24 protein-coding genes and 1 riboswitch are annotated in these 20,196 nt (G+C 46.9%); of the genes, 22 read left to right on the top strand and 2 right to left on the bottom strand.

All coding sequences use genetic code 11. The annotated features are described in order from the left end of the window. The first annotated feature begins 17 nt into the window (after nt 1–17). The 8 genes from motA to flgL all read left to right on the top strand — a co-directional run bounded on the left by motA (nt 18) and on the right by flgL (nt 5,574). Nucleotides 18–815, top strand: coding sequence for a flagellar motor stator protein MotA (gene motA / locus AC2Q9J_RS12505; RefSeq protein WP_472483938.1), 798 nt, complete (start codon nt 18–20; stop codon nt 813–815). Continuing rightward, on the top strand, nt 805–1,635 hold the full coding sequence (motB, locus tag AC2Q9J_RS12500) for a flagellar motor protein MotB (protein WP_499040361.1): 831 nt from the start codon (nt 805–807) through the stop codon (nt 1,633–1,635). The genes motA and motB overlap by 11 nt, the downstream gene beginning before the upstream one ends. Nucleotides 1,636–1,654: 19 nt before the next feature. Further along, the gene (locus tag AC2Q9J_RS12495) at nt 1,655–2,083 is read left to right on the top strand and encodes a flagellar basal body-associated FliL family protein (RefSeq protein ID WP_084243347.1); all 429 of its coding nucleotides are present in this window, start codon (nt 1,655–1,657) and stop codon (nt 2,081–2,083) included. A gap of 80 nt (nt 2,084–2,163) precedes the next feature. Beyond that, nucleotides 2,164–2,589: a flagellar protein gene (locus AC2Q9J_RS12490; RefSeq protein ID WP_499040358.1), complete on the top strand. Its 426-nt coding sequence runs from the start codon at nt 2,164–2,166 to the stop codon at nt 2,587–2,589. 26 nt (nt 2,590–2,615) lie between these two features. Then, complete coding sequence (gene flgM / locus AC2Q9J_RS12485; protein ID WP_084243346.1) at nt 2,616–2,882, top strand: flagellar biosynthesis anti-sigma factor FlgM; 267 nt, start codon at nt 2,616–2,618, stop codon at nt 2,880–2,882. Between the two features lie 39 nt (nt 2,883–2,921). Beyond that, entirely contained in the window at nt 2,922–3,401 is a 480-nt protein-coding gene (locus AC2Q9J_RS12480) for a flagellar protein FlgN (protein WP_499040474.1), read from the top strand. A gap of 24 nt (nt 3,402–3,425) precedes the next feature. After that, nucleotides 3,426–4,670 (top strand): flagellar hook-associated protein FlgK, encoded by a 1,245-nt coding sequence (gene flgK / locus AC2Q9J_RS12475; protein WP_499040356.1) that lies wholly within the window; start codon nt 3,426–3,428, stop codon nt 4,668–4,670. 25 nt (nt 4,671–4,695) lie between these two features. Continuing rightward, a complete protein-coding gene (flgL, locus tag AC2Q9J_RS12470) occupies nt 4,696–5,574 on the top strand; it encodes a flagellar hook-associated protein FlgL (protein ID WP_499040355.1) in 879 nt (292 codons plus the stop codon). Between the two features lie 667 nt (nt 5,575–6,241). Here the strand turns inward: flgL and AC2Q9J_RS12465 are convergent. Together AC2Q9J_RS12465 and AC2Q9J_RS12460 are read right to left on the bottom strand one after the other, a co-directional pair. Next, on the bottom strand, nt 6,242–7,081 hold the full coding sequence (locus AC2Q9J_RS12465) for a flagellar hook-basal body protein (protein WP_499040353.1): 840 nt from the start codon (nt 7,079–7,081) through the stop codon (nt 6,242–6,244). 16 nt (nt 7,082–7,097) lie between these two features. Beyond that, nucleotides 7,098–7,949: a flagellar hook-basal body protein gene (locus tag AC2Q9J_RS12460; RefSeq protein WP_499040351.1), complete on the bottom strand. Its 852-nt coding sequence runs from the start codon at nt 7,947–7,949 to the stop codon at nt 7,098–7,100. Nucleotides 7,950–8,161: 212 nt separating this feature from the next. Continuing rightward, nucleotides 8,162–8,246: riboswitch (cyclic di-GMP riboswitch) on the top strand. 89 nt (nt 8,247–8,335) lie between these two features. Between AC2Q9J_RS12460 and flgB the strand changes: the two genes are divergently transcribed. From flgB to fliY, 14 genes are all read left to right on the top strand, one after another. After that, complete coding sequence (gene flgB, locus AC2Q9J_RS12455) at nt 8,336–8,737, top strand: flagellar basal body rod protein FlgB (RefSeq protein WP_499040349.1); 402 nt, start codon at nt 8,336–8,338, stop codon at nt 8,735–8,737. A 5-nt stretch (nt 8,738–8,742) separates the two neighbouring features. Continuing rightward, on the top strand, nt 8,743–9,198 hold the full coding sequence (gene flgC, locus AC2Q9J_RS12450; protein ID WP_499040347.1) for a flagellar basal body rod protein FlgC: 456 nt from the start codon (nt 8,743–8,745) through the stop codon (nt 9,196–9,198). A 382-nt stretch (nt 9,199–9,580) separates the two neighbouring features. Next, nucleotides 9,581–9,877 carry a flagellar hook-basal body complex protein FliE gene (fliE, locus tag AC2Q9J_RS12445; RefSeq protein WP_084243338.1) on the top strand — a complete coding sequence of 99 codons (297 nt, stop codon included), beginning with the start codon at nt 9,581–9,583 and terminating at the stop codon, nt 9,875–9,877. Nucleotides 9,878–9,902: 25 nt separating this feature from the next. Continuing rightward, nucleotides 9,903–11,540 carry a flagellar basal-body MS-ring/collar protein FliF gene (fliF, locus tag AC2Q9J_RS12440; RefSeq protein WP_499040345.1) on the top strand — a complete coding sequence of 546 codons (1,638 nt, stop codon included), beginning with the start codon at nt 9,903–9,905 and terminating at the stop codon, nt 11,538–11,540. An 11-nt stretch (nt 11,541–11,551) separates the two neighbouring features. Continuing rightward, nucleotides 11,552–12,565, top strand: coding sequence for a flagellar motor switch protein FliG (fliG, locus tag AC2Q9J_RS12435; protein WP_499040343.1), 1,014 nt, complete (start codon nt 11,552–11,554; stop codon nt 12,563–12,565). Then, entirely contained in the window at nt 12,558–13,355 is a 798-nt protein-coding gene (locus AC2Q9J_RS12430; RefSeq protein ID WP_499040341.1) for a FliH/SctL family protein, read from the top strand. The genes fliG and AC2Q9J_RS12430 overlap by 8 nt, the downstream gene beginning before the upstream one ends. Beyond that, a complete protein-coding gene (gene fliI, locus AC2Q9J_RS12425; RefSeq protein ID WP_281863859.1) occupies nt 13,336–14,658 on the top strand; it encodes a flagellar protein export ATPase FliI in 1,323 nt (440 codons plus the stop codon). The genes AC2Q9J_RS12430 and fliI overlap by 20 nt, the downstream gene beginning before the upstream one ends. Then, entirely contained in the window at nt 14,655–15,122 is a 468-nt protein-coding gene (fliJ, locus tag AC2Q9J_RS12420; protein WP_499040339.1) for a flagellar export protein FliJ, read from the top strand. Before fliI ends, fliJ begins: the two co-directional genes overlap by 4 nt. Before the next feature lie 32 nt (nt 15,123–15,154). Continuing rightward, the gene (locus tag AC2Q9J_RS12415) at nt 15,155–16,510 is read left to right on the top strand and encodes a flagellar hook-length control protein FliK (protein ID WP_499040337.1); all 1,356 of its coding nucleotides are present in this window, start codon (nt 15,155–15,157) and stop codon (nt 16,508–16,510) included. A 19-nt stretch (nt 16,511–16,529) separates the two neighbouring features. Then, on the top strand, nt 16,530–17,000 hold the full coding sequence (locus tag AC2Q9J_RS12410; protein ID WP_499040336.1) for a flagellar hook capping FlgD N-terminal domain-containing protein: 471 nt from the start codon (nt 16,530–16,532) through the stop codon (nt 16,998–17,000). Nucleotides 17,001–17,042: 42 nt separating this feature from the next. After that, nucleotides 17,043–17,846: a flagellar basal-body rod protein FlgG gene (locus AC2Q9J_RS12405; RefSeq protein WP_499040334.1), complete on the top strand. Its 804-nt coding sequence runs from the start codon at nt 17,043–17,045 to the stop codon at nt 17,844–17,846. A gap of 52 nt (nt 17,847–17,898) precedes the next feature. After that, nucleotides 17,899–18,114, top strand: a complete 216-nt coding sequence (locus AC2Q9J_RS12400; protein WP_101802435.1) for a flagellar FlbD family protein — start codon at nt 17,899–17,901, stop codon at nt 18,112–18,114. Nucleotides 18,115–18,127: 13 nt separating this feature from the next. Continuing rightward, the gene (fliM, locus tag AC2Q9J_RS12395; protein WP_499040331.1) at nt 18,128–19,120 is read left to right on the top strand and encodes a flagellar motor switch protein FliM; all 993 of its coding nucleotides are present in this window, start codon (nt 18,128–18,130) and stop codon (nt 19,118–19,120) included. Further along, nucleotides 19,107–20,174 carry a flagellar motor switch phosphatase FliY gene (gene fliY / locus AC2Q9J_RS12390; protein WP_499040329.1) on the top strand — a complete coding sequence of 356 codons (1,068 nt, stop codon included), beginning with the start codon at nt 19,107–19,109 and terminating at the stop codon, nt 20,172–20,174. Before fliM ends, fliY begins: the two co-directional genes overlap by 14 nt. Nucleotides 20,175–20,196: the final 22 nt, after the last annotated feature.

Below are 20,196 nucleotides of genomic sequence, written 5' to 3'. Positions count from 1 at the left end.
GAAATGAGGTTACAGATGTGGATAAGACATCCTGGATTGGCGTAATACTTGGCGTAGTCGTATTGGTTGGAGGCATGGTCCTGAAAGGCTCCAACCCGATTGCTTTATATAACCCGGCAGCACTCGTCATCATTTTTGCCGGAACGATCGCGTGTATCATGGTCGCGTTCCCGATGGAAGAAGTTAAAAAGATTCCGAGCTTGTTCAAAGTCCTGTTCTCGGAAAATAAAACCCTGTCAATCAAAGAAATGGTGCCGATGTTCTCACAGTGGGCGATGCTTGCACGCCGCGAAGGGCTATTGGCTTTGGAAGAAAAAGCAGAAGAAGTGGAAGATCCATTTTTACAGCGCGGCTTGAAAATGGTCGTTGACGGCCAGCCGCAGGAACAGATACGCGAAATGATGGAAGAAGATATTGCGGCAATGGAAGAGCGTCACGAACTTGGCGCAAAAATCTTCACGCAAGCCGGTACATACGCCCCGACACTAGGGGTGTTAGGAGCGGTTATCGGACTGGTCGCAGCACTTGGCCACCTCGATGATATCGCCCTTCTCGGGAAATCGATTTCTGCCGCGTTCATCGCGACGCTGTTCGGGATTTTCTCAGGGTACGTCCTATGGCATCCATTTGCCAATAAACTAAAACGGAAATCCGAGCACGAAGCTCGGACCAAGCGCATCATGCTGGAAGGCTTGCTGGCAGTTCACGAAGGCTTGCCAGTCCGTACAGTGGAAGAAAAACTATTGACTTACCTGCCGCTCAAGGACCGTGTTCTTGAAGAGGAAGTAAAAGAAGGTGTCGGCGTTGAAGCGTAAGAAAAAACATGAAGATCACGTAGATGAATCCTGGCTGATTCCTTACGCAGACGTTCTAACTTTGCTGCTTGCTTTATTCATCGTGCTGTTCGCGGCAAGTGAAGTGAACTCGCAGAAATTCCAGGAGATTTCCGATTCATTCAACCGGGAGCTGCAAGGCGGCACCGGTATTTTGGATCAGCAGTCAGCGGTCGAAACATTTGAAGAAACGTCGAAGCTGGCGGAACCGAATGATGTCGATCCGACTGAAGGGGAAGCGATAACGCCGCCGGAAGTGGAAGAGGAAATTGATAATAAGATTGAAATGACTGCCGAAGAGATCGAGCAATTGGCTCTTGCGGAAGATTATAAAGAACTTGCAGCGATACAGGATAAAGTGAAAGCTTATATCGCAGAGCGCAATATGGAAGATAAATTGGAAGCGGAACTGACTTCCAAAGGCTTGGTGCTGAAAATTAAAGACGGCGTGCTCTACCGTTCAGGAAGCGCGGATATTTCAGAAAGTTCACGGACTGTCGCGGAAGAAATCGGCAAGCTGCTGGTGACGGATCCACCGCGCAGCATTTTCATCGAAGGGCATACGGATAACATTCCGTCGACTTCCGACAGATTCCCGTCCAACTGGGAATTGAGCTCGGCTCGTGCCATCAACTTCATGAAAATTCTATTGGAAAACAACGAGTTGGATCCAACGAAATTCAGCGCAACCGGCTTTGCGGAGCATCAGCCGATCACCAGCAATGAAACAGCGGAAGGCCGTGCGGAGAATCGCCGGGTCGAAGTGTTGATTTCATTGTATGCACATGAAGAAACAGACTAATAGCAAATAGAGGTGCGTTATGGGGAAAATGATGAAAGTCTTGCTAGTTTCATTGCTTGTATTGGGTGCAGCAGGAGCCGGTGCGTTCTTTTTCTTAGGAAAAGACGCCGAGGGCTCTTCGGAAAAAGAGAAGCAGCCTTCTGCGGAAGAACTGGCAGCAATGAGCATTGATACAGATATAATTACAACAAATTTGGCGTCGCCGAATTTCGGCATCGTCCAATTCAATATTTTATTGGACAGCGAAAAGGCGAAGGAAGAGGCTGAAAAGCGGACGCCGGAAGTACGGGCAGCCATCATTTCGACAGTGGCCGGATTTACGAAAGAGGAATTGGTCGGGCAGGAAGGCATTGCTGAACTGGAAGAGCAATTGAAAGGGAAATTGGCGGACATTATCCAGACTGGAAAAGTGGACCGCGTACTGGTTACTGAATTTAAAGTGCAGTAATTGAAAAGCAATTTGAAAAAAAGCTAAACAAACCGCGAAATATGCCGATATTTATTTTATAAAGGAACTGGGTGATTATTATGCAGTCAGATCGATTAGCTAACTGCACGATTTGCGGTAAGTTATATTTGAAGGATCATACGGATTATTGTTTGGATTGCTACAAGGAAATGGAGCAGGAGTTCAAGATCATCACCGATTTCCTGAAAGTGGAGGAAAACCGGTTTGCTTCCATTGAAGAAATCAGCGCGTTTACAGGCGTAGCGGAAAAACGGATTGCGAATTTCATCCGCGACGGCCGGATCTACGTCGAGGATTACCCGAATCTGGGTTACGGATGTGCGCATTGTGGTACTCTTATCAAGAGACAGATGCTGTGCAACAGCTGTTTCGAGGATTTTACTGCCGAGGTCAACAAGACCTTGAAGGCGGAGAAATTCCTGGAAGAAGCGAACAAGCCGAAAGAGCATTCGCAAACGGCAAGATATTGGAAACTAAGAAATTAAAATATAAAAGACGGGGCGGTGAAGGAATGAATATCGATAAAACAAACGGTTCTTCCTTTATTCAATCTTACCAAAAACAAATGCAGGTTTCGAAGGTGGATAAAGCGAAGCCATTGCAAAAGGAAGACCAGCTGCAGATCTCAAATGAGGCTAAGCAGATGTTCGAAAGCAAAGCGGAATTTGACCGCCATGAAAAGATTCAGGCGTTGAAAGCCCAGGTCCAGTCTGGTGAATACCAGGTGAACAGTGAAAAAGTGGCAGAAAAGATGTTTGATTTCTGGTACGGAAAATAAAACGGTCAGTTAAAAGGAGGGTGTCGGATATTGGATGCAATGGTCACGGCACTGGAACAATTAATAGTCGTCCAACAGCAGCTCATCAATTGTGCTGACAGCAAGAAAGCGGCATTGATCGAGCGCAATGTGGACAGTTTGAATGGTGTAACGAAAGAAGAAAAGAAGCTGGTCAAACAGCTCGAACAAGCGGAACAAGGACGGATGGCAGTAATGGAAAGCGTTGCGCAGGATTCTGCAGCAGCAGGTTTCCAGTCATTTCTGGACCAAGTTCCCGTTGGACAGGCAAGACAAAAGATTGAATCCCAATTGAAAACATTACAGGAGCTCACCGCGGAATTGCAGGCGAAAAATAAGATCAATGACCGCCTGCTGAAAGATTCCATGAGCTTTGTACAACATATGATCGACCAGATCACCAAATCACAGCAGCAACAATTCAACTACCAATCACCGATGGGCCAAGCCGGCCAAAAATTACAAACAGGCAACCGCGGCTTTTTCGATACGAAAGCCTGAGCGGAGCAGAAGGAAGGGAAACACATGGTTTCAACATTTCACGGATTAGAGACTGGAAAACGCGCCTTGAGCGTCGGGCAGGCAAGCATTGCAACGACCGGCCATAATATTGCCAACGCCAATACGAAAGGCTATTCGCGCCAGCAGGTGAACCAGAGCACGACTCCTTCACTGGATGTCTGGACGAACAGCACGAACCCTGGCCAGCTCGGTTCAGGCGTTTCCATCGACTCGATTACGCGTGTGCGGGACCGTTTCCTGGACAATCAATACCGTGACCAATCAGCGACACTTGCGGATGCACAGACCAAACAGGCAGCATTCGACCGCTTGGAATCGATCATCAATGAACCGAGCGATTCCGGTTTGAACGCAGCGATGGACCAGTTGTGGAACGCATGGCAGGATCTTTCGAACAACCCGGACAGTGTGTCCGCCCAGGCGGTTGTCAAAGAACGCGCGCAAGCGTTTGTTGAAGCGGCTCAATCAATGGACAGCTCGATGGCTAACATGAAAATCGACTTAAGTGAGCAAAAGACAGCAGCCATTTCCGAAGCGAACGATTATCTGAAGCAAATCGCTTCATTGAACGAATCGATTGTCCGCGGAGGCAACCAAGCAAATGATTTGAAAGACCAGCGCGATGTACTTGTCGAAAAGTTAGCGGCGCTTGCTCCGATCAAAGTCGATGCGCAGTCGAACGGGGCTTATAACATCAGCCTGGTTCAAAAAGACGATACACCGCTTGCCCTCGTTGCTGGCACAACAGTAAGCGAGATTGACGATACTACTGAAGTAACAGGCGGGAAGATTGCCGGTTTGATTGCAGCGGAAAATAAAGTTGAATCAAATCACAGTGCATTAATTTCAGTCGCAACAACATTTGCAGCTGCGAATAATAAAACTGAAGGCGGCACGCCGCTGTTCGGCAATACTACAAGCATTGCCGCAATGGCAGTCAACTTCGGAGCAACACTCGGTGCACCGACAGCAGCGATGGAAACAGACATTAAAGGCGTGAAGTCTGACTACCAGAAGCTGGTCAGTACATTGGGCGCTGAAAGCCAATCGGCAACACGCTCAGTTGCGAACTTCGAAGCGACATTGCAGGCGACAGAAAATCGCCGCCAATCTGTAACCGGTGTTTCTTTGGACGAAGAAATGGCCAATCTTGTTAAATTCCAACATTCATATAGTGCCGCAGCTCGGCTGATATCAACGACGGATCAGATGCTTGATACGATTATTAACCGGATGGCTGCACGTTAATAATCGGTAACCGGAGGTAAGTATAATGAGAATTTCACATCAGATGCTACATCAGAATTCAATGAACCATGTCAGCCAGAACATGAGCCGCCTGAATAAAGTGTATAACGACGCTTCGACAGGCAAGCAACTCCACAAACCTTCAGATGATCCGCACGGCGTGAGCCAAGCGATGCAATTGAAGTCAGCCATTTCGGCAAACGGGCAGTACGAGCGTAATACAAGTGAAGCCAATTTGATGCTGGATGAAACGGATCAGACGATCAACAGCATGGTGAATGTCATGCAACGTGTGCGCGAATTGTCTGTTCAAGGCAATAACGATACATTGAACGATGAAGACCGCAACGTCATCGCGACGGAAGTCGAAGAGTTGACGGAGCAGCTTCGCCAGTTCGCCAACACACAAGTGAACGGCAATTACCTGTTCAACGGGACGGATACGAAAAACGCGCCTTATGCTGACAAAAACTCGCATGAAACAGCTAATTTCGCTGATGTGAAATTGAAAACTTTCACCATTGCGGATGGCTTGACGCTGGAAGTGGGCGTGAAGGCGGGCGAACTATTCGGTCAAGGAGAAGATGGTCTCTTTGCGAAACTGTCGGAAGCAGCGCAAAACCTGCGTGCCGGCGAAAAAGTTTCACTGGATAATATCGATAGCGGAGTCGACCAAATGCTGCAAAAAGCCGCTGAAGTCGGAGCTCGCAAAAATCGCGTCGAAGCTGTCGAAAACCGGATCTCCGGAAGCACACTTGAGTTGAAGCAAATGCTGTCGAAGATTGAAGACATCGACATCGCCGAAGCGATTACGAAGCTGAAAAGCGAAGAAAGCCTGTACCAGGCAAGTCTCGCTGCATCAGCAAAAATCATTCAGCCGAGTCTGATGGACTTTTTAAGATAATAAATGAGAGAAGGAGCGTTGCCGTTATGGTGATACTCTTTTTTGTTTTTTATAGTTCGCAGCCTTCAGCAATTGCCGGAATTCAAAAGCTTGGACGGATGCTTTTCGCCTAAGCCCGGCCGAAAAGCGGGAAACCTCGAATTCAAGAACATAGTGGATGTTTTTCGCATAGCGAAAAACTCCTTCTTTAAGGAAATCTTCGCGGATGCGGAGATTTTTTCAATATATGGGGTTTTGGGGGGAGTGGGAGTGGGTGAAGGACGGGACGGTGGGAAAAGGGAGCTGTTAAAATAACCCATATTAATAATAGTGATTTGCCGTGAGCTGATTTCATAGGATAGGGGACGTTATTTGTCATGAATTCCAGGTAGTTGGGAGTAAAACAGAAGAAGTTGGGAGTAAATCGATGAAAGTTGGGAGTAAACGGTGCCGAGTTGGGAGTAAAATCAAAAGCTGATGAGAATGAAAATTATTTTGCTTAATTATTCCATCTGAATAGACGGATTCTTCGAGCAGAGACTCGTGCTATTTAGCGTTTCACAGAAGTTGGGCATAAAACAACCAAAGTCGGGCATAAACGGGTCCAACTTGGGCATAAAAGACACCGACTTGGGCATAAATCGAAAAAAGCGGAGTACCCGATACATCGGGTACTCCGTTTTTCCTATTATCCTCTAATCGTATTAACCAAACCGCGCATATCATCAGCAAATGAAATTGCCTTGCTTTGCGATTGCAGCAAACGCTGAGTAGCGATCAATTCGGTCATTTCAGTGGTCAAGTCGACGTTAGACATTTCGAGTGCGCCTTGGCCGACGCGGATTGAGCCGTTGTTTCCGTCAGCAAGATTCAATACCTGCAAAGTGCCACCCGCTACTTGTTCCGCTTCAGTACCCGGCAATTCATAAAGATTGCCGCCGGTTTTCTGGAGAAGGTCCGGACGGTTGATTTCAGCGATGCTCAATTGGTATGTGTCTGCTAGTTTGCCGGCAGTTTTGTATGTTACTTCGAGTGTGCCGTTTTCATTCACAGTGATTTTATCGTAATCGTTGTCGATCGTGATTGGCTGGTTGTTCGCGCCGAGGACAGCGTCGCCGCCCGAAGTAACCAGGTTCAGCTGGTTGCCGGCTGCATCCGGTGTTAATTGGAACGAACCGTTTTTGGTGTAGTACGTATTTCCTTCAGACTCGACGCGGAAGTATCCGTTTTCGCCAGTAATCATGAAATCGAGTTCGCGGCCGGTTTGGACAGCTGAACCCTGGTTTGTGCGAAGGGCAATCTGTGAAACGGTTGCGCCAGCGCCGATGCGGATGCCGTTTGGTGTTTGGCGTCCAGCTTCAAGCGGACCGGCTTGTTTTTCGAACGATTGCACAAGGGCGTCTGCAAAATTCGCTTCCTGCCTTTTATAGCCGGTGGTATTGACGTTCGAAATATTATTGGCGATCGTGTCGATTTTCTTCTGCAATTCGCGCATAGAGGAAGCCGCGGAATTCATCTGGATATTCATTTAGCTGTTCCTCCTATTATACGCGGCCGATTTCATTGACCGCTTTTTCCATACTGCGGTCGTAGGCCTGGATTATTTTCTGGTTTGATTCGAATCCACGGTAAGTTTTCATCATATCGGTCATGGTCTGTGTCAAATCGACATTCGATTGTTCGATATATCCTTGCTGAACAAGCGGGCCGGTATTGCCGAGACCGGCAAGGTCAATCGATACGGGAGCCATAGCGGGATCGCCGGCCCAACGCAGAAGGTTCTGGCCTTCTTTGATAAATTGTTGCGGGTTTTCAGTGTAAGATAAAAATAGGGAATTATTTACATTTCCGTCGGCCAATGTGACTTGCCCATCTTCACCTATTGTAAATTCATTGGAACCGACCTGGATAGGCTGTAAGTCTCGATTCAAAACATTGAATCCTTCAGCCGTTGTCAGGAAGCCGGCCTCGTTGACCGTGAATTGTCCGTTTTGGGTATAGCGGATTTCGTTGTTCGGCAGCGACACGGCGAAGCTTACAGCCCCTTGCTGTCCGGTCTCCGGATTGATTGGCAGCGACGAACTGAGCAAAGCCAAGTCCGTAGAATTTCCTGTATTTTTTAAAGCGCCTTGTGCAAAAGAAGGAATTCCTTCCTGTGTATAAACTCCTGTATGAAGTGAACCGATGTGTGTTTGTGATGCTGGAAGTTTTGTTCCTCCAACCGTCGTTCCACCAGATTCCATCGCTTTGATCAATTGGGCTGGAAATGCGCGCATGACGGATTGGTCTTTTTTGAAACCGGGGGTCATGGCATTTGCCAGGTTGTTTGTCAGCACTTGCTGCTGTCTGTTATTCGCCATCATCCCTGATGTGGCGGTGTATAAACCACGAAACATTGTTCGATCTCTTCCTCTCGAGAAAATAAGATTAATATGCGTAAGCATAACATTTTATTGACAATATTGACAAGCTTATTGGAAAATAAAACCATAAAAAATTTTTTAATCAAAAATATACAATTTTTTATTTATGTGATACTATATCTTGGAACTAAATTTTGAAAATAAGATAAAAGTATGAGTTTAAAAGAAGAAAGTAATAAAACCAATCCTGAAAAAGGCAAACTTTTCGAAAGAAAAGGACGCAAAGCCACGGGCCTAAGTATTCATTTATAGGGCAGCCGGGTCACCGGAAGATGGAAGCTGAAAAGCTTGTCCACCTTTATTGAGGGTGGATTTTTATTTGCATCAATGAATACATATTTATAGTAGGAGGAAGGAAATTGAATCTCATTTCACCCACAATCCAGTCGCTGGAAAGGGCTTTATCAACTTCAGCTCTGAAACAGCAGACACATACGGCGAATATCGCGAATGTGGATACACCGGGTTACAAAGCAAAACAAGTCGATTTTGAAACAGCGTTGAAAAATGCTTCCAGCAAGCAGGCGATGTCGAGTTACAAGACTGATGCGAAACATATCGCATTCAGCAATGAATCCTCACAATTTGATCCGAGGGTCACAGTCAATGAAAATTCCGAGTATAAAATTAACGGCAATAATGTCGACATGGACGTCGAAATGGCGGAGTTGGCGAAAAACCAGCTTCTATATAATGCAGTAACCGACAGAATCAGCGGGAAATTCCGCAGCTTGAGCACTGTCATCAGCGGAGGGAGATAATTCAGATGAGCTTATTCAACAGTTTTAATATCAGTGCATCCGGCCTGACAGCGAACCGTCTCCGCATGGATGTGGTATCGGCAAATATTGCAAACGCGGAAACGACGCGGTCGCAGATGGTCAACGGCGAATGGACACCGTACCGCCGGAAAACAGTGGAATTGACGCAAAGCGGCGTTTCACCGTTTGAGCAGAAATTGCAGTCGATGATGGGCAACGGAAACAATGCTGTATCGGGCGTATCGGTTTCACGAATTAAAGAAGATGATGCGCCTTTCACATTGAATTACGACCCAAACCATCCGGATGCTGATGAAAACGGTTATGTGCAGCTGCCGAATGTCGATCCGATCAAAGAAATGGTCGATTTGATGTCGGCAACCCGTTCATATGAAGCGAACGTAACTGCGCTGAATGCATCAAAAAGCATGTTCATGAAAGCCTTGGAAATCGGGAAGTAATTTTGAAAGGTAAGTAGGTGGATGAATTCGCTTCAGGAGGACGCTTTCCGCGGGGAGTGGCCTGAGCCTCCTCATCGCTTTGCTCTTGTGGGGTCTCAGGACTCACTCTGTTTCCCGCAGGAGTCGCCTCCTTCCGCTCATTCATCAGAATTTTTACTTACTTATAAAAATTTGAATTTTCATGACAAATGAGTAGGAACAAAACATTGAGATATGAAGCAAAACAGCGAAGACTCCCAGGTGACTAAGCGAAGTGCTGAGATCCACTCGGACGAAGTGAAACGAGTCCGAGTTAGCTCAGCGCAAGCCACCAGGAAAGCGGAGCTGTTTTGCGGAATATCGTTTACCTACTATAAGAAGAAACAAACCTGGGGGAAATATAATGAATCCAATCAATCAGATACAGACACCATTCATACAAGGTTTGACTAATCCAATCGCAAAACCTGAGAACAAAGTAGAAGGTTTTGGTGAGATTTTCAAACAAGCGATACAGAATGTCAATCAGACACAAAAAGCTTCCGATAAGCTGACGAGTGACCTGGCGACAGGGCAGGTTGAGAATATCCACGAAGTGATGATCGCTTCGGAGAAAGCGAGTCTTTCACTCGAGCTGACGATGCAAGTGCGCAATAAAGTAGTGGAAGCTTACCAAGAAGTAATGAGAATGCAAGTATGATTCTGGCAAATAGGATGAGTGATCGATGAAAGAGAAGTTTAGTGCTTATAGAACAAAAGTCAGTGAGACCTGGGGAAATATTTCTCCGAAGATAAGATGGACGATAATCGGATCGTTTTTTATTACTTTCCTGCTATTGCTTGTTTTCATATTTCTTGGTTCCAAATCGGATATGACGCCGTTGTATTCGAATTTGTCGCCGGCTGAAACCGGTGAAATCCAAGCGGCGATTGAAGCACAGGGAATTTTGACGGAAGTTTCATCAGACGGCAAGACGATCAGTGTGCCTCCCGAAGAAGTGGCGAACTTGAAAGTCAGTTTGGCTGCTGAAGGAATTCCAAAGAACGGCAATGTGAATTACAGCATTTTCAGTGACAATATGGGGCTGGGCATGACTGACCGCCACTTTGATGTTGTTGAACGTGACGCGATGCAAAACGAATTGGCCATGCTGATCCGCCAGATTGACGGCGTGACAGATGCCAATGTCATGATTACGCTGCCGAAGGAAAACGTTTGGCTGACGGATGATGAGCAAGTGGCGACAGCTTCTGTGGTCATCAAAGGCGAGCCGTCATTCCAATTGGATCAAAAACAAGTAAATGGCTTGTATCATTTGATCAGCAAGAGTGTTCCGAGTCTGCCGTCAGATCAGATAGTCATCATGGATCAGAACGGACAGACGTTCACAATGGAAGACGAAAAGGCTGCTGATACGACTTTGTCAGTGTATCAGCAACAGCGCGATATCAAACAGGACATCGAAAAAGATATTCAAAAAGAATTACAGCAAATGCTCGGTTTATTGCTTGGGCGCGATAAAGTCGTCGTGTCGGTGATGGCGAGTGTGGATTTTACGAAAGAAAAACGTGAAGAACAATTGGTTGAGCCGGTTAATGAAGAAACGGGCGAAGGCATTGATATCAGTGTGGAACGAATTGTTGAGACCTATTCCAGTGAAGGCGCGACAGTAGAAGACGCTGCGGGTACTGGAGATAGTGAAATCGCCAATTATCCGGCTGCAGGTGCAGGCGGGAACAGTGAATCGGAACGAACGGAAGAGCGCATCAACCGCGAAGTCAACCGAATTCACCGCCAAATCGAGTTAAGCCCTTATGTGATTGATGATATTACGATCAATGTGGGTGTTGAACCGCCGGTGCCGGGAAATCCTGACAGCCTGACGCTTGAAACGGTCGGCGATATCCGGAATCTGCTGGGCAACACAGTCAGTGCCGCGCTCAGCATGAATGGCGCCGAAGTCAACGAGCTTGAATTGGATGACCGGATTTCAGTCTTTGCGACAGAATTCCAAGGGAAAACGGTCGTAGAAGCTGAAGATCCGATTGATAATTGGTTCGGCACGATTCCGAACAGTCTTTTATTGATTGCCGGAGCAGTTGTCGCATTGATTTTGATCATCGGAAGCCTGATTTTCGTATTGATGAGAAGAAAACGTGAAGTGATCGAAGAGGATTACGGCTTTGATATGTTCGAACAGCCTGTAACGCCGATCGGATCCTTAGAGGAAGAAGAGAAAGAAATCGACCTTTCGGAATTTGACTCGAGATCGAATCCTAAACGGAAGACGATTGAGAAATTGGCTAAAGGCCGTCCGGAAGATTTCACGAAATTATTGCGTACTTGGATGTCGGAAGAGTAGGAGTGTGACTTGTGGTTAAAGGTGCTAAAGAATTGACCGGCGTACAAAAAGTAGCCGTGTTACTGGTGGGATTGGGTCCGGATGTTGCTGTAGAGATATTCAAGCAGCTGACGGAACCGGAAATCGACCAATTGACGATGGAAATTTCCAATGTGCGGCAGTTGAAAAGCAGCCAGACAGAAAAAGTGATAGACGAATTTTATGAAATGATCCTGGGTCAGGACTTTATGGACGAAGGCGGACTGGAATACGCGAGGGATATTTTGGAGAAGGCTTTGGGGAAAGACCGGGCGATGGATACCATCGGGCGGCTTACGAGCAGGCTTCACGTGAAACCGTTCAATTTTGCGAGAAGAGCGGATCCGAATCAGCTTTTCAATATTCTTCAGCACGAACATTCCCAGACCATTGCCCTAGTGCTGTCTTATTTGGATTCAAGGCAGTCATCGCAGGTCATTGCCCAGCTTCCGCCAGCTAAGCAGGCAGAAGTGGCGAAGCGGATCGCTTTGATGGAAAGTACTTCACCGGAAGTCATCCATCAGGTGGAACAAATCATCGAACGCAAGCTGTCAGCTTCCGGAGCGCAGGATTATACGGCTACGGGCGGCGTTGAAGCGATTGTCCAGGTATTGAATAACGTGGACAGAGGAACTGAAAAAGCGATTCTTTCCGAGTTGGAAATCGACAGCCCGGATCTTGTCGCTGAAATCAAAAAACGGATGTTTGTTTTCGAAGACATCGTTACACTCGAAACACGTTCGATTCAGCGTGTCATCCGCGAAGTATCGGATGCAGATTTGACATTTGCATTGAAAGTGGCAAGCGAAGATGTCAAAGAAGGCATATTCTCGAATATGTCTGCACGAAGAGCGGAAGTTATTCGCGATGAAATCGACGTTATGGGTCCTGTGAAACTGAAAGATGTGGAAAATGCGCAAACGAATATTGTCGCATTGGTTCGCAGCCTGGAAGAAAAAGGCGAAATCATGGTGTCCCGCGGAGATGGAGATGAGCTGATTGTCTAATGTCATCCGCTATCATCATGGAAAACCGGTCGAAACAAAAATACTCAAGACAAAAAAGATAGAGTTCCGGAATATCCAGGAACCCGAAGATGAAAAAGATCCTGAACAGCAAATATTGTCTGTAAAGCAGGAAATCGCCGCTTTATTGGCCCAGAAAAATGAGTTGGAAAATGAGCTGCAGGAGAAACAGCAGCAAGCACAGACCGACATTGAATTTTGGTGGGAGCAGGCGCGGACAGAAGCTCAAGCTGAAGCGGAACGCCTTGCGGATATGGCAACGGCGCAAGGATTCGATGCAGGCAAACAGCAGGGTTATCTCCAAGCCGAAGAAGACTTCAGGGAAAAGCGGCTCGAAATGGAGCATCTGATCCGGGAAGCCTATAGCGAAAAGTCGAAAATCGTGCAGGAAGCGGAGACGTTTCTTCTGTCATTAAGTGTCCGCATTGCTGAACGTGTGATTAAAGAAGAGTTAAAGCAGCATGAAGAGCAGCTTTTGAATATCGTTAAGCAAGCTTTAAAGCATATCGAAGAAGCCGAAGATATCATTATGCAAGTGTCTTTGGACGATTACCCGGTTCTATTACCCTTCCTGGAAGAACTTAAAACCTATGTAAGAGCAGATTGTGAATTAAAAATGATTCCAGTAGCAAATGTCGAAGCCGGCGGCTGCATGCTGCATACGCCAAGCGGCTCCTATGACGTGACCATCGACAGCCAATTGGAAGAAATTAAAAAGCATTTACTCGCTTATTGTGAGGAGAAAACAAATGATGAACCAGCGGAAAGATGAATACCTGGCGCTGATTGATGAAGTGGAACCGATTAAAAAGCACGGAAAAGTTGTGCAGGTGATCGGATTGACCATCGAATCTAAAGGGCCGAACGCTAAAATCGGTGAAATCTGTTTGCTGTATCCGAATCATTACGAAAAGCCGATTGAAGCCGAAGTGGTTGGATTCCGTGAAAATAAATTGATGCTGATGCCGTTGAATGATATTTCCCAGATCGGGCCAGGTTGTCTGGTAGTGGCAACAGGTGTGCCGCTGCAGATTAAAATCGGACCATCGATTCTCGGAAAAGTTCTAGATGGTACAGGAAATCCTTTGGATGAAACGCGGTTGCCGAAAGGGCTCAAGAAATACTCGACGAATAACACGCCGCCGAATCCGTTGCAGCGTCCGAGAATCGAAAAGCCGTTGGAAGTCGGTGTCCGCGCAATTGATGGACTCCTCACTGTCGGACAAGGCCAGCGCATCGGCGTATTCGCCGGAAGCGGCGTCGGCAAAAGTACGCTGCTCGGGATGATTGCCCGAAATACGGAAGCGGATGTCAATGTCATTGCGCTGATTGGTGAACGTGGCCGAGAAGTGCGCGACTTTATTGAACGCGATCTTGGTCCGGAAGGATTGAAGAAATCGGTCATCGTGGCGGCGACTTCAGACCAGACCCCGCTGCAGCGCATCAAAGGCGCTATGACGGCAACCACCATCGCGGAATATTTCCGGGATCAAGGGAAAAACGTCATGCTGATGATGGACTCGGTCACACGCTTTGCGATGGCGCAGCGTGAAGTCGGGCTTGCGGTCGGCGAACCGCCGACCAGTAAAGGGTATACGCCGAGTGTCTTTGCTTTATTGCCAAAATTATTGGAGCGCTCGGGAACTTCGGCGAAAGGATCGATCACCGCATTTTATACGGTATTGGTCGACGGCGACGACATGAACGAACCAATTGCGGATGCAGTGCGCGGAATATTGGACGGTCACATTGTGCTGGACCGTAAAATCGCGCAAAAAGGGCAGTTTCCCGCCATCAATGTAATGGCCAGTGTCAGCCGTGTCATGCACGAAGTTGTCAGCAAAGAACACCAGAAAGCGGCTGTCGAATTCAAGAAAATGCTGTCGGCATATGATTCGGCAGAGGACCTGATTAACATAGGGGCCTATAAGGCGGGCGCCAATAAAGAGATAGACCAGGCCATACGCTCTTATCCAATGATCAAAGACTATCTGCAACAGGATATATATGAAAACACTACGCTTGATGCAAGCATCGAAAAATTGACAGAGCAATTTGGGGGGACTAAGAATTGACGCAATTCAATTTCCGATTTCAAAAAATCCTTGAACTGAAAGAGAACGAAAAAGGCTTTGCACAGATACAGATGGCTGACGCGATAAAAAAAGAGCAAGTGGGCTATCAGAAAAGCAGAGCGATTACAGACAAACTGGTGGAAGCGGAACATCTCAAAATAGAAAAGCAGCAAGGCGGCATCAATATCGGCGAGCTGCAGAAGCTTGAAATGTACATAAACCAGCTGCAGGAGCAATCCATGGTAACCAACCGGGAACTGGAATTCCTTCAGGGCAATGTCACCAGAACCCAGAATCAGCTGCAGCAGAAAGCGCAGGAAGAAAAGACCTGGGGCAATCTGAAAGAACAGGAACTCAACAAGTTTCAGGAAGAGAAGAAAGTACAGGAACAAAATTTCTTTGATGAACTGGCGAGCACCCGTTTTTACCGAACATCGAAAGCCATTACAGCTGAAAGAGGGTGAATCCGATAAATATCGCAAGTTCAGTATCTACTATGACTATTAAGCAATCTGGCGAATCAGCGTCAGCCAAAGCTGATGCTCCGGCGGCTGAAGGATCGCAAGCTTTCTCCAGCCTGTTGCAATCATTGGCAGGCGGCGCGAAACAAAGCGACAGTTCCGACCAGGCATTGCCAAAACAATTGCTTAAAAAGATTGAAGACATGCTTGCTGCCTTGCAGGAGCAGCCTGTTGAAGAGCTTTCAGAAGAACAGCAAAAACTTATGTATGAATTGATGCAGTTGGTCAATTTGCAGCCGGCCAGAAAAGAAGGAACGATTCTTGTCGATACGACTGGAAAGAGAAAGTTCACACCGGTTAATCCCGATGCTGAAAAGCAGGTAATTCCGAAAGAAGTTCAGTCGAAATTAATCGAATTGGTTAAAAAGCTAAGCGATATATTGCCGGCAACTGGAGCGGCTGATACTAAAAAGTTCGACGCCAGCACGAGTTTAATGGGGGTCGAAGGAAAAACAATCGCTTTGGATGCTGAAAAAATCGAAAAGATAGCCAATAAAATCCTGGAAATCACAGGTTCACTCGCTGACAGCGGAAAGAAAATTTCAGCAGCGGCCGTTCAACCTGACCAGGCAGCAAAATTCGGTGCAGTTGTTCCGGTTGAATCAGATAAACAAATGAAAGTCGCTGGGGAAACCAAGAGCGTAGACGCGGATGAAGCGCAGGCAGCCAAAGCGCAAGCTTCTGCCGCTGTTGTCACTGCGGGTCGAAGCGACGGAGGACAGCAACAGGAAACTTCACAGCAGGATGACACCAAGCAGAGCCTGACGCAAACTGCGTCTTCCGCAGATGCAGCAAAACCAACTGCCGCGCCTGGGCAAGTAACTTCGCCGGTGCAGGCGAGACCAGAACCGCCCCAGATGCCGGCTCCAGTGGTGCGGATGAATCATCTGACCGAAGAGCTGGGTGAGGTATTTAAGAACTCGATGCGCATGAGCACAAGCGGTGAAAGCACTCAGATCAAAGTTAATATTTCACCGGATCATCTAGGCCATCTGGACATTCGCCTGACTGAAACGAACGGCAGAATTGCCGCACAGATTTTCACGAGCAGCATGGCAGCGAAAGATGCCTTGGATCTACAGCTGAATCAGCTTCGGAGCACGTTGATCCAGCAAGGTTTGACCGTTGAGAAGATTGAAGTTGTGCAAAATAACTCACAGCAATCGCTCGGCCAGCAAAACGCACAGTCCGAGCAGCGGTTCACACAACAGCAGCAGCGACAGAATAACGCCGGCCGCGAAAGCAAAGGCTATCAGCAGATAGAAGAGAAAACTGCAGTGCAGAGAAGCCACCTCGATTCTGGAATGATGAAAGTGGATTACACAGTTTAACAAGAAAAGAGGTGTTCTGATGAACGTTACAAATACATCGACTGCTAATGTGATGACGGGGACAGCAGCTAAATCGTCCGATCCTCAAAATACGCTGGGCCAGGATGCTTTCCTGAAGATTCTCGTCACGCAGATGAAGCATCAGGATCCGATGGAGCCGTTAAAGGATACGGAATTCATCGGACAAATGGCACAGTTCAGCAGCTTGGAGCAATTGACGAATCTGAACAAGACAATGACTAATTTTGTCGGCAGTACTGGCAACAAAGGATCTTTAGCCGATCACGCAAATCTGATCGGCACTTCAGTCGACTGGTCATATGAAGTAAACGGCCAGATGGAAACGGGCCAGGAAGTCGTAAAAGCGTTATCGAGCAAAAACGGCGAAATGACCATCGAACTTCTGGAGGACGGAAAGAAAATTCCACTTACAGCAATCAACCGGATTGAAATGAATACAGAAATTAAAAACGACAACGAGATTGTCTGATTCCGATTGGGATACGGACAATACTTGAAAGGGGAAAACTAAATGTTACGTTCAATGTATGCAGGTGTGTCAGGTATGAAAGGTTTCCAAACGAAACTGGATGTCATCGGTAATAATATTTCCAACGTCAATACAATCGGCTACAAAAAAAGCACAATCAACTTCCAGGATTTATTGAGCCAGAATATGTCCGGTGGAGGAGCAAACCCGATGCAAGTAGGTCTTGGATCTTCAACAGGAGCGATCAATGTAAACCATAATGCTGGATCTTCAATGACGACAGGTGTCGGAACGGACTTGGCAATGATGGGTGATGGTTTCTTCATAGTGCAGGATCCGGAAGCTGCAGGACAAGATGGGCAATACTTGACGCGTGCCGGTAATTTTACGGTAACTGAAGATGGACGTCTTGTTACTTCGCAAGGATACAACGTACTTGGCTTTCCTGCTGCAGGAGGAGCAGCTGCTCCAATTACGATTGATCAGGGAACATATAATTCATTCAGCGTAAACCGGACAGGCGAAGTTATTGGGAAAGAACCTAATGGTGATGAGACAGTACTTTTCAATCTTGCTATTTCAAATCCTGAAAACCCGACGGGCCTCAACAAATTTGGCGGTTCCCTGTATGAAATGACTGGAATGGCCAGTGCAAACGGCATCAACCCTCAAACAGTGGCTGGCGCTAACACGTCCGTCGCATCCGGCATGCTGGAAATGTCCAACGTTGACCTAACGGAAGAGTTTACTGAAATGATCATTGCGCAACGTGGATTCCAGGCAAACTCACGCACCATCACAACTTCTGATGAAATCCTTCAAGAAGTTGTTAACCTGAAACGATAATAAAGGAGGGCGGCCTGAGGGAAGCTGAGCTTCCCTCGATAGGCGCTTTTATATGATCCTATTGACGAAATTAAATCAGACGCCGTTTACCATAAACGCGGTTTATATCGAAAGAGTCGAAGCTACACCGGATACAGTGGTGACACTGGTGTCGGGCAAAAAGATCCACGTTCTGGAGTCGGTAGGAGAAGTCACGGATAAAGTGACAGCCTATTACCAGCAGATCAGCATTTTGCCGACAGTCCAAAAGCCTGACCTGATGGAATAAGGAGGAAACATCCATGGTAGATCATTTATCAGACGAAAATATAGATGCCATTCTTTCTTCCATTAAAAAAGAGAAGCCAGCACCTTATAAGATCGGCAAAGAACGTACAGTGAACAATTATGATTTCAAAAAAGCATTGCGGTTTTCACAGGACCAGATCCGGACATTAACGCGGATCCATGAAAACTTCGCGCGCTTGCTGACTTCTTATTTTTCCACACAGCTGCGTACATATGTCCAGCTTACGGTAACGGGAGTGGAACAATATTCGTACGAAGAGTTCATCCAGAATATCGAGAAAAATTCGCTGCTTGGTGTATTCGAAGCAAGCCCGCTGCCTGGCAGCATGGTGATGGAATTTTCTCCGGATGTGGCGTACGTGATGTTCGACCGGCTGCTTGGCGGGCAAGGGAATGCATTGAATAAAACAAGTGATTTGACGGAAATTGAAACCTCGATCATTGAACGGGTTTTCGTGAAAGCGCTGGATTGTTTCCAGGAAGCCTGGACCTCGGTCATCCGGTTGTCCCCGTCTTTAAAAGAAATTGAAGTGAATCCGCAATTTCTGACGATGTCGCCGCCAAATGAAACAGTCATCATGGTGTCGCTTCACACGAAAATCGGTGAAATTGAAGGTGTCATCAATCTATGCTTGCCGCACCTGGTATTGGAAAAGGTGCTGCCGAAACTGTCAGCGCGGCATTGGCTGGCGAATCAGAAGAAAACCAAAGAAAATCACGAAGTGGCAGCTTTAGAGAAAAAGCTGCAAAACACCAAAATGAGTGTTAAAGCGGTTTTGGGCAATTCCACAATTAATATCGAAGATTTTCTGAATCTGAAAAACGGCGATGTAATCCGTCTGCAGGAATCCTTTTCGGATCCGGTGACGGTGCTCGTTGATGAAAAGCAGAAGTTTTTTGCTCAAGCCGGGGTTTCCAAAGGCCGTTTGGCGGTACAAATTACAGATGTTCAAACGCAGGGGGATGACAGCGATGGTAACTGGTAGTTTGTCTTCGGACGAAATAAACGGCTTGTTGAACCGGGGAGAGAAGGAGGAGAAGAAAATGGCGAATACGTCACTTTCCAAAATCGAAAACGAATCGCTGACGGAATTGTTCAGCGTGGCACTGGGCAGCTCTTCAGCTGTATTATCTTTATTGCTGTCGAACCAGGTGACGGTAAGTTCACCGAATTTGTCGGTAAAGCCGAAAGCGGAAATCATGGCTAAAACGCAGGCCCCTTTCTTCGTCCTGCTCGGTGAATATACGGGCGACGTTTCAGGCATTCAATTTGTTTCCGTGAATAAAGAACAAGTGCAGGCACTGACTGCGATGGCAGATCCGGAAAGCGAGAGCGAAGATACTGAACGCCAATTCGAGATCCTGCAGGAAATCATGCAGCAGATGTACGCATCGGTTTCGCAGACATTCTCAGCTTTATTAGAATCGGAAATCAGCCATTCCTTGTCAGGCATGGACATGGTCGAGGATCGGGAAGATTTTCCGGCAGCGAATTTCACTGCGGAAGAATGGTTTGCTGAAGCCGTGTTCCAATTGAAAGCACAAAACGGGCAGCATGCGGAATTCCATATGTGCATTCCGGTGCGTCTGGCAAAACAAATGGCCGGAATCTTGACCGATTCAGGTGAAGAGGAAGAGCTGGAGGAGACACAGGATATGCAATTTGACTCAAACAATGAAAGCAATTCACAGAATAAAAAAGAACAAGCCGTTACATCCCAAAATATCCAACCGGTGCAATTTTCAAGTTTCGATGATTCGCCCGCAGCGAATACTGAACCGAATAACTTGAATATGCTGATGGATATTCCGCTTCAGGTGACAGTGGAACTTGGACGCACGAAACGGACGGTCAAAGAAATACTGGGCGTTTCCCAAGGGTCGATTATTGAACTCGATAAATTGGCGGGAGAACCAGTCGATATTCTAGTAAACGATAAACTGATTGCCGTGGGTGAAGTTGTAGTCATCGATGAAAACTTCGGGGTCCGCGTTACCGATATCCTGTCAACAGAAGAACGAATCTCGAAGCTTCGCTAATACCTTTATGTAAGGAGTCTAC

This window comes from Planococcus sp. RAB007_Raresut (assembly GCF_057369535.1).
This window is presented reverse-complemented; position numbering and strand designations above follow the sequence as displayed.

Bases quoted from the DNA above. Each gene is read 5' to 3' on its own strand.
- fliF (WP_499040345.1), top strand. From the start codon at position 9,903: ATGAAAGAGAAGTTTAGTGCTTATAGAACAAAAGTCAGTGAGACCTGG.
- AC2Q9J_RS12480 (WP_499040474.1), top strand. From the start codon at position 2,922: ATGGTCACGGCACTGGAACAATTAATAGTCGTCCAACAGCAGCTCATC.
- AC2Q9J_RS12460 (WP_499040351.1), bottom strand. From the start codon at position 7,949: ATGTTTCGTGGTTTATACACCGCCACATCAGGGATGATGGCGAATAAC.
- flgK (WP_499040356.1), top strand. From the start codon at position 3,426: ATGGTTTCAACATTTCACGGATTAGAGACTGGAAAACGCGCCTTGAGC.
- AC2Q9J_RS12490 (WP_499040358.1), top strand. From the start codon at position 2,164: ATGCAGTCAGATCGATTAGCTAACTGCACGATTTGCGGTAAGTTATAT.
- AC2Q9J_RS12410 (WP_499040336.1), top strand. From the start codon at position 16,530: ATGAACGTTACAAATACATCGACTGCTAATGTGATGACGGGGACAGCA.
- AC2Q9J_RS12495 (WP_084243347.1), top strand. From the start codon at position 1,655: ATGGGGAAAATGATGAAAGTCTTGCTAGTTTCATTGCTTGTATTGGGT.
- AC2Q9J_RS12415 (WP_499040337.1), top strand. From the start codon at position 15,155: ATGACTATTAAGCAATCTGGCGAATCAGCGTCAGCCAAAGCTGATGCT.
- fliI (WP_281863859.1), top strand. From the start codon at position 13,336: ATGAACCAGCGGAAAGATGAATACCTGGCGCTGATTGATGAAGTGGAA.
- flgL (WP_499040355.1), top strand. From the start codon at position 4,696: ATGAGAATTTCACATCAGATGCTACATCAGAATTCAATGAACCATGTC.
- AC2Q9J_RS12400 (WP_101802435.1), top strand. From the start codon at position 17,899: ATGATCCTATTGACGAAATTAAATCAGACGCCGTTTACCATAAACGCG.
- fliE (WP_084243338.1), top strand. From the start codon at position 9,581: ATGAATCCAATCAATCAGATACAGACACCATTCATACAAGGTTTGACT.
- flgC (WP_499040347.1), top strand. From the start codon at position 8,743: ATGAGCTTATTCAACAGTTTTAATATCAGTGCATCCGGCCTGACAGCG.
- AC2Q9J_RS12465 (WP_499040353.1), bottom strand. From the start codon at position 7,081: ATGAATATCCAGATGAATTCCGCGGCTTCCTCTATGCGCGAATTGCAG.
- fliY (WP_499040329.1), top strand. From the start codon at position 19,107: ATGGTAACTGGTAGTTTGTCTTCGGACGAAATAAACGGCTTGTTGAAC.
- AC2Q9J_RS12405 (WP_499040334.1), top strand. From the start codon at position 17,043: ATGTTACGTTCAATGTATGCAGGTGTGTCAGGTATGAAAGGTTTCCAA.
- fliM (WP_499040331.1), top strand. From the start codon at position 18,128: ATGGTAGATCATTTATCAGACGAAAATATAGATGCCATTCTTTCTTCC.
- flgM (WP_084243346.1), top strand. From the start codon at position 2,616: ATGAATATCGATAAAACAAACGGTTCTTCCTTTATTCAATCTTACCAA.